Source organism: Rhodococcus sp. NPDC019050 (genome assembly GCF_055664235.1).
Map to the genome: position 1 here is coordinate 46,057 of NZ_JBVOON010000025.1, position 8,274 is coordinate 54,330.

An 8,274-nucleotide genomic window follows, 5' to 3' on the forward strand; every position below is an offset into this window, starting at 1 on the left:
GCAGCGGTGTACTGCAGCAACGCGGTGCTTCCCCGCGGGGACACATCGGACGACGGACCGCCGGGGGCACCGGCGATCAGACCGAACTGGCATTGCTCCGGGCCGCCGCCGCGATGGGAATCGAGGTGCCGGCCGAGCACGCGGGCCGCCTTGCCCTGTTCCCGTTCGACTCGCTGCTGCGACGCATGTCCACCCTGGATACGGGGGCGAGCGGGACCTGGGTCCACACCAAAGGCGCACCGGAAGTGGTGCTCGCGCGTTGTTCGCGGATCGCCGTCGGAGCGGCCGGCGACCGCGAACTCACGGACGCCGATCGTCGCGAAGTGGACGGAATCGTCGACTCGTGGGCACGGCAGGGACGGCGCGTCCTCGCTCTGGCAGAGCGGCCCCTCGCGGCCGCCGCCGAACCGCCGACGCGCGATGATGCCGAACGAGACCTCGTGTTGCTCGGCGTCGCGGCCATGATCGATCCGCCCCGAGACGAGGTGCCCGACGCGGTCGCGCGCTGCCACACCGCGGGCATCCGCCTGATCGTGGTCACCGGCGATCACGCGCTCACCGCCCGAGGGATCGCCGAGAGTGTCGGCATCGGGAGGAACGGGCTGACCGTGCTGAGCGGTGAGGAAGTCGACCGCATGTCCGATTCCGAGTTGGACGCGGTGCTCGAGACTCCCGGCGAGCTGATCTTCGCGCGGAGTTCGCCGGAGACGAAGTTGCGGGTCACCGACACCTTGCAGGGCGCCGGAGCCATCGTGGCCATGACGGGTGACGGCGTAAATGACGCGCCGGCGCTGCGCCGCGCCGACATCGGGATAGCGATGGGCAAGTCGGGCACCGATGTGGCGCGAGAAGCAGCCACCATGGTTCGCACCGACGACAACTTCGCGACCATCGTCAAGGCTGTGGAAGCCGGCCGCCGGGTCTACGACAACGTCCGCAAATTCATCGTCTACATCTTCGCGCACACGACACCGGAGATCGTGCCGTTCCTGCTGTATGCGCTGAGCGGCGGCGCGATTCCCCTCCCGTTGACGGTGATGCAGATCCTGGCGATCGACCTCGGGACCGAAACCCTGCCCGCCTTGGCACTGGGACGCGAACGCGCCGAACCGGGAATCATGGAGCGCGCACCCAGGGCGAGGACGCACTCGGTGATCGATCGGTCCATGCTGATCCGGGCCTGGCTGGTGCTCGGCGGTATCTCCACCGTTCTGGTGGTGGCACTGTTCCTCGGCACGCTCCTGGCGGGAGGATGGTCGTTCGGAGCCGACGTCGGCTCCGGTCCGCTGCATCACACCTGGCAGCAGGCGACCACCATGACGTTCCTTGCGATCGTCGCGTGCCAGATAGGCACCGCCACGGCGGCCCGCACGCAGCGTGCATCGCTCGCCGACATCGGGTTGTTCACCAACCCGTTGTTGCTGTGGGGCATCGTATTCGAGGTGCTCTTCGCGGCAGTGATCGTGACGGTGCCGGTACTCCGGGAAGTGTTCGGTACTGCGATGCCCGAGTGGTGGCAGCTGCTGCTGTTGCTGCCGCTTCCGGTCGTGGTGTGGGGATGCGACGAACTCCTGCGCAGAAGAGCCCGCCGCCATGCCCGATGAGCGGCCCTGCGCAGGGTTCGCGCCCCGTTAGCTCAGCGCAACGGTGCACCCGGGCTGCAAAGTGGCTGTCCGGTCGCGGCACATCACCTCGATCGGGCGGTGGTCTCCGGGCCCGGCGGTGACCTCTACCTTCCGGCCCTGGACCGACACCTGGAGGTTGTGTCCGCGGTAGCGCATCGGGAACTCCAGCGCACCGAGGCTTTCCGGCCACTGCGGGTTCAAGATGAGGTGGTCACCTCGTGTCTCGAGTCCGGTGAAGCACCGCTGCAACAGATCGATGCTTCCCGCCATCGCCGCAAGATGGATGCCCTCGCGGGTGGTGCCACCCTGAATATCGGTGACATCCGAGACGAGAACTCTCTCGAAGTACTCCACGGCCTCGTCGCGATGGCCGCGCGCGAGGACCCACGAGTGCACCACGGCGCTGAGGGTCGAGCCGTGGGACGTGCGCGCGAGGTAGTAATCGATGGTGCGGGGGATCGCAGCCGGTTCGAACCGATATCCCGCGCGTCCGAGGAGATCTCGTAGTTCGTCCGCCGAGAGCACGTAGAACAGCATCACCACGTCGGCCTGTTTCGAGGCCCGGTACCGGTTGACGTCGTCGCCCTCCGCCTCGAGGATCCGGTCCAGTCGCTGAATGTTGCCGTACCGCTCGCGATAACCGTCCCAGTCGAGTTCGGCCAGGTCGGCGTATCCCTCGAACTGGCTCAGCACCCCGTCGTGGAAGGGAACGAACATCCGCCGGGTGACATCGGTCCATCGGGCGAGTTCGTCCGCGTCGAGGTGGAGACCGTGCATCAGACCGGTCCGGTCCGGATCGGAGAGAGCGGTAAGCGCTTCCATCGCACGAAGAATGACCCACATCGCCATGACATTGGTGTAGGCGTTGTTGTCGACGCCGTCGTACGGCGCGTCGGGATACCCGGAGTGGAACTCGTCCGGTCCCACGACTCCACGGATGACGTACCGGGACCGAACCCCGTCGTACGACGCGAGACTCGCGAAGAACCGGGCGATCTCGACCAGCATCTCGGCGCCGTACTCACCGAGGAACGCGAGGTCACCGGTGACCTGGTAGTACTGCCACACGTTGAACGCCACCGCAATACCGATGTGGTGCTGCCGATGGCTCGGGTCCGGAAGCCACCGTCCAGACCGCGGATTGAGATGCCATTGCTGGCTCTCCTCCCGGCCGTCGCTCCCGGACTGCCACGGGAACATCGCGCCGACGTACCCGGCGGCAGCGGCCGCGCGGCGCGCCTCCGGAAGCCTGCGGTACCGGTACCGCAGCAGGGAGCGGGTCAACGACGGGTTTCTCAGATTGAGCACCGGAAAGACGAACAACTCGTCCCAGAAGATGTGCCCGCGATAGGCCTCGCCGTGCAGACCCCGGGCCGGGACACCCGCATCGAGATCGGCGGTGTTCCGCGACAGGGTCTGAAGGAGATGCAGCATGTGCAGGCGCAGGATTCGCGACGCATCCTGCCGATCGGCAAGAGTGATGTGCATCCGGTCCCACAAGTTGTCCCACGCGGCCACATGACCGGCCAGGATCTCGTCGAACATTCCCAAGCCCGACAACAACCGGGTGGCCGAGTCGGCAGGATCGGAGACCGCAGGGTCGCGGCCGGTGAACACGGTCGCCGTCTTCTCCACCGTGACGGTTCGGCCCTCGTCGACGTGGACAGTGATGAAATGGCCGATACTGCCGTCACTCTCGAACATCTGATACGTGCTGTCGCGCTGCTCGCCGTCCGACCGGACCGTGGTGCGCGTTGCGGTTGCCAACGGGACATGCGACTGGTTCGTCCGCATCCTCAGCACCACCGAACCGGGTGCCACCTCGCGCGCCCCCACCGGCACGAGATGTTGATCGGCCAGGTCCCGGTAACGATCGACGAGCGAGTTACGGACCGAACCGTCGACTGAGGACCTGAACTCCACGACGCCCGACCAGTCGTGCGCCACCACCGTCGTCTGGAGCGCACCGACATGCGCGAGATGCATCGCGACGAATCGACGCTGCACCACGGTCGTCGTCCGCCCGGCACCGTCGCGGAACGTCACCCGGCGTGTGAGAACGGCGCGGCGCAGGTCCAGGTATTGGCGGTAATCGAGGAGGTCGACCGCATCCACGTCGAACCACGGGCCGTCGTCGATCCGGAACGTCAACGGTAGCCAGTTGGGGGTGTTCACCAGACTCTCGTTCACGAGCGTCATGTCCGGGCGGTCGTCCCGCAACCGGTTGAACAGACCGGCGATGTATGTGCCCGGATAGTGGGTCGGACCCGCCACCGCCTCGGGCGCACAGCCGCGCGTGGCAAAGTGCCCGTTCCCGACGGTGCAGAGCGCTTCCCGGAGTTTTTCGGAGTCGGGGTCGTAGTGGTCGTAGAACAGGGTCCAGGCTCCGGCCCGGGAGGCATCCGACGGGTTGCGGCCGAGAATGTCGTCGACCAGGCTCAACAGCTCCTGCACTCCGGCCGTGCCGTTCACCGCGAGCCGGGCGGCTGTCCGCCGATCCTCACCCGCGTGGTGGCGGACCACGACCCCGATACCTCCGCGGGGCAGCGCATCGAACGCGTCCTCGTCGGAGCGATCGCCTCCGACGTACACAGGCAGCACGGACTTCCCCCCGGCGATGTGGTCGAGCACCCATCGCAACGCCATGCCCTTGTCCCGTCCGGGAGCGTGGTGCGCTTCCCCTTCGTCGGGACTACCGGGCGCTCGGTCCGAACCCGCGGGTTCGGCGGGGGGTTCGTATTTCTCGCCCGCCGGTCCGGCGAGTTCGAATCCGTGTCGGGCGGCGTACCACAGGCCGGGGATCCCGACCCTGTCCTGCACGTCTCGCAGTTCACGGGCGCTGAGCACCACGACGGTGCATGTTCCTGCCAGCCTCGCCAGAGCGTTCCGCATACCCTCGGTCGGCGCAGCCTCCGCAGTGGTGCTGTCGAGGTCGAGGAGCAGGACCGGGTCGTGCACCCGCAGGAACGCCGCCAGTTCCGCCTCGGACTCTGCTGCGTCGGGGATCTGCGACAGCGGACGATCATCTGCCCGCAGTCCGATCTCGCCGAGGCCCCGGACCACCACATCTGCGTCGGTAGCGATGGAATCTCCTCCGCGTCCGTCCCGGTCGATGCCGATCACCAGGGCGAATCCCGCGCGATGCGCCGCCTGCATCGTGGTTTCGTCGGCCGTGACGAGCACCGCCGACGAACACCGCGCACCAAGGCGTGCCGCGGCCTCCTCGGGTGTCTTCTCGTTCACGGCGACGGAGAGCGCCCCGCCGAGGCCTGCGTTCGCCAGCGGGTCCTTCGCGTTTCCGCCGGGTGAGAAGACCGCCATGCCCACATCGACACCGTCCAGGCGGTGCAGCAGTGTCATCACCGAGTCGGGTCGTCCCTCGGGTTCGTGGGGACGGGACGCTCCGGAAGTCTCGGCACCGGAGGCCGATGCGAAACCCGGAACTACACGAAGATCGACCACCACCGCGGTGTGGTGCCGCAGGTCGATGAGCGGCCGGCCGGCGGTGTCACCCTCGTCGTTCTGCACAGCGCCTCCCGGACGGTACGAGAACAGCCTTCCCAGTTCACTGCCGGTGCAGGAGAACCGGTGGTGCCTGCGTGCACGTGTGTGGCCGACGGACGGGCCGCGTGGACGAGCTCCACCCCGGACACTAACCCGGCGGCGCGGGCCCGAGTTCGAAAAAGACGAGACCCACCGGTCCTGCGGAATGGAGTGTTCGGCGCGGCGAGAGAGGACACCGCGCGGTTTCGGCGTTGCGTCGGATGGGTCTCAGCGCCCGGACGTGTTAACGCACGCCGGTGCCGCCGCGACATCACCTACGTCGGGGTACTCATCTCTTCGGTCATCGAATTGAGGCACCCAACATGCGAAAAGCATCTCCCATCCTCGCCGCGCTGTTCGGAACGACGCTGCTCGTGGCTGTGGCCGGCGGCGCCGGCGCTCAGCCCCCGGACAATTCTCCAGCGCCGGCACCTATGACGGCAACGGCCCAGCCGACGCCGCCGGCGTCTCCGACGAAACCACTGCCGTCTCCCACGAAACCGCCGACAACGACACCGCCGACAACGAAACCGCCGACGACCACACCGCCACCGCCCACCAAACCACCGACAACGAAACCACCATCGACGACGCCACCTCCCACAACAAAACCACCCACGAAACCGCCGTCGTCCACACCACCTCCCACGAAACCGCCGTCGACGACACCGCAGCCGACGCACCCGCACAGCCCTGTGCCCGTGCCGCCGCAGGCCACGGTGCCGGATGCGCCGGTAGCTCCGCCGGTCCATCGCAATCCCGAAGCCCGGGTGCCGGTCAGTTCCATCCCGGCCGGATCGATCGTCGGTCGTTGACATGCGTGCACGAACGACCAGCACCGTGGTGTGCGCAGCCGCCCTCCTGTTTCTGGGCGGCTGCGCCACCACCTCCGATCCGGATACCGGCTCCCTCCCGGGGTCGGTGTCCGAGGGCAAGAAGGACATGCCGCCACCGGTCGCGGCGACCGCCGACGACCCGGCGGCACCGGTGTCCCTGACACTCGACGGCGCCACCGCGCCGACCGACCCCATCGCCACCGACGAGGGCGGCACATTGCTTCCGCCGCAAGATGTTTCGCGCCTCGGATGGTGGGTGGACTCTGCGATGCCCGGCGGGGGGACCGGTGCGATCGTAGTGACCGGACACGTCGACGACGTAGATCAAGGGGACGGGTTCGCGGCGCGCTTCGCCGACGTGCGCGAGGGCGACGAATTGGCCGTGTCGGCCGGTGACGGGAACACACGGGAGTATCGCGTCGACCGTCTCCTCAGTGCCGGCAAGGACGGCCAACTCCCGCTCGACGAACTCAACCGGCTCGACGGTCCCGAGACGCTGGTGCTCGTCACCTGCGGAGGGGACTTCGTCGGTCCACCACTGGGCTACGCGGACAACGAATTCGTGTTCGCCGTGCCCACGGGTGAATAGTCGGCGGGCCCTGAACACTCTCCACACACCGGCGGCACGGATGACTGTCCGTGCCGCCGGTGTGGATGACTGTCCGTGCCGCCGGTGCGGAGTTCGGAGCACCGTCCGTCAGTCGTCCGAACCTGGACGCGCTGCATCGTCGCGGGCGTCCCTGCCGTGTACGGATTCTGCGGCCGTTCGCGCACGGCCGAGTTCGGCGCGCACGGCGTCGAGTTCGGTCCGGCATCCGCTGAGCTCGGCCCGCAATTCACCGATCTCCGCTCGCAATTCGTCGCCGCGTTCGCGGGACGCGGTTTCCGCAGCGCGGGACGCAGCCGCCGCAACCCGGGCCTGCTCGAGGTGATCCCGAAGCTCGGCATTGCGGTCGCGTTCGGTACCGAGTTCGGATTCGAGGCGAGTAACGGTCGCGGACTCTCGCTCGAGTGCGGCGCGTGTTCGGGCGAGGTCGTCGCGGGTTCCGGATAGTTCCGTTCCCACACGATCGCGTTCGTTGGTGGCGTCGTCGAGATTCCGCCGCCAGGTGGCGAGGCTGCTGTTCAGTTCGGTGATGGTCTCGCGGAGTTCGGAGGCGACGCGCTCGTGTTCGGTCTCTGCGTCGGCAAGGCGGCCCTGCAGGTGTTGCAGGGTGTCGGCGTGGTCGTCGCCGACGCGGGCGATCTCTTCTTCGTGAGCCTGCTGTAGCCGGCGGATCTGTTCGGCGTGGGCGGCCCGGGCGTCGGACAGTTCGGCATCGACGGCTGCGACGGCTGCGTCGGCGTTGTCGCGGTCCTCGGTGGCCTGCGCGATTTGTTCCCGCAGTCGCGCGATCTTCGCGTCTGCGTCGGCGCGCACCTTGGCCAGTTCGGTCGCGGCCCGGGTCATCTGCGCTTCGACGGCCTCGGCGTCGGTGAGCTTGTCGACGGCATCGGTGATGCGCGTGGCGAGGGTTGCGTATTGCTCGAGGGTCGTGGCCGTCAGGGTCCGTAGTGCCGTCGTGGTGGTGGCCAGAGTCGAAATCGCGTCGTCGGGTGTGGATGCCTCGGCGTCGGGGGAGAGCGCCGCTGCTTTCTTTGCGCGTTCGCGGGCGCGGTGGGCGCGTACGCGGTCGGCCGACGACGCGTACTTCCGCGGTCGACCGACGCGGGCGGGCGCGCCGTCGGAAGCCGAGTCCGCAGATTCGGAAGCGCTGCCGCTGTCGGGTCGGGTGCTATCAGGGGAGGTGGTGTCCATGGGTCCTCGTCGTCTCGAAATCGCGTCCCACGCCCTTGTTTCGGGTTGCAGACAACGCTATCGGATGTTTCATTTCAGTACAAGATACGAAACTTATTACGAAATGAAACGTAACGGAATGACGTGAACAGGTCATTTGACATGTTGACGGTGCAACGAAATAGCGACCGTTACGACACGTTTCCGTGATTCGAGGCTCTGGAGTCGCGTTGAGCGAGGATCGGTCCCGATTCCTCTGATCGTCATAATTCCCTCTTATGGTGAGTTGGTCGCCGGAGGGTGCGAAAAACTGTGCGCCCCCCGAATCCGAGGGGTGAGGGGCGAAAAACGGGGACGAAAAACAGGGCCCCCGCACGGAGGGCGCCCGGTCTGGATCGGGGTAAGTCCCGGGGAGTGGTGGGAATCGGCTGAGCGCATCCGGCCAGGTCCGCGGCGTGTCGCTCCCTCGCCGAGGGTGGGCCATCGCGTAGTG

General features: G+C 67.3%; 5 protein-coding genes. 2 read left to right on the forward strand and 3 right to left on the reverse strand.

Going from position 1 to position 8,274, the window contains the following annotated elements; genetic code table 11:
- The first annotated feature begins 125 nt into the window (after positions 1 to 125).
- Positions 126 to 1,604, forward strand: coding sequence for a cation-translocating P-type ATPase (locus AC0B44_RS20155; protein WP_471904544.1), 1,479 nt, complete (start codon positions 126 to 128; stop codon positions 1,602 to 1,604).
- 27 nt (positions 1,605 to 1,631) lie between these two features.
- Here the strand turns inward: AC0B44_RS20155 and AC0B44_RS20160 are convergent, their stop codons facing one another.
- Positions 1,632 to 5,153 carry a trehalose-phosphatase gene (locus AC0B44_RS20160; RefSeq protein WP_471904545.1) on the reverse strand — a complete coding sequence of 1,174 codons (3,522 nt, stop codon included), beginning with the start codon at positions 5,151 to 5,153 and terminating at the stop codon, positions 1,632 to 1,634.
- A gap of 415 nt (positions 5,154 to 5,568) precedes the next feature.
- Positions 5,569 to 5,955 (reverse strand): hypothetical protein, encoded by a 387-nt coding sequence (locus AC0B44_RS20165; protein ID WP_471904546.1) that lies wholly within the window; start codon positions 5,953 to 5,955, stop codon positions 5,569 to 5,571.
- Positions 5,956 to 5,984: 29 nt separating this feature from the next.
- On the opposite strand from AC0B44_RS20165, the gene AC0B44_RS20170 reads away from it, so the two are divergent.
- Positions 5,985 to 6,593, forward strand: coding sequence for a class F sortase (locus AC0B44_RS20170; protein ID WP_471904547.1), 609 nt, complete (start codon positions 5,985 to 5,987; stop codon positions 6,591 to 6,593).
- 108 nt (positions 6,594 to 6,701) lie between these two features.
- Here the strand turns inward: AC0B44_RS20170 and AC0B44_RS20175 are convergent, their stop codons facing one another.
- Positions 6,702 to 7,802 carry a hypothetical protein gene (locus AC0B44_RS20175; RefSeq protein ID WP_471904548.1) on the reverse strand — a complete coding sequence of 367 codons (1,101 nt, stop codon included), beginning with the start codon at positions 7,800 to 7,802 and terminating at the stop codon, positions 6,702 to 6,704.
- Between the last annotated feature and the right edge of the window lie 472 nt (positions 7,803 to 8,274).

Bases quoted from the DNA above. Each gene is read 5' to 3' on its own strand.
- AC0B44_RS20165 (WP_471904546.1), bottom strand. From the start codon at position 5,955: ATGGAACTGACCGGCACCCGGGCTTCGGGATTGCGATGGACCGGCGGA.
- AC0B44_RS20170 (WP_471904547.1), top strand. From the start codon at position 5,985: ATGCGTGCACGAACGACCAGCACCGTGGTGTGCGCAGCCGCCCTCCTG.
- AC0B44_RS20175 (WP_471904548.1), bottom strand. From the start codon at position 7,802: ATGGACACCACCTCCCCTGATAGCACCCGACCCGACAGCGGCAGCGCT.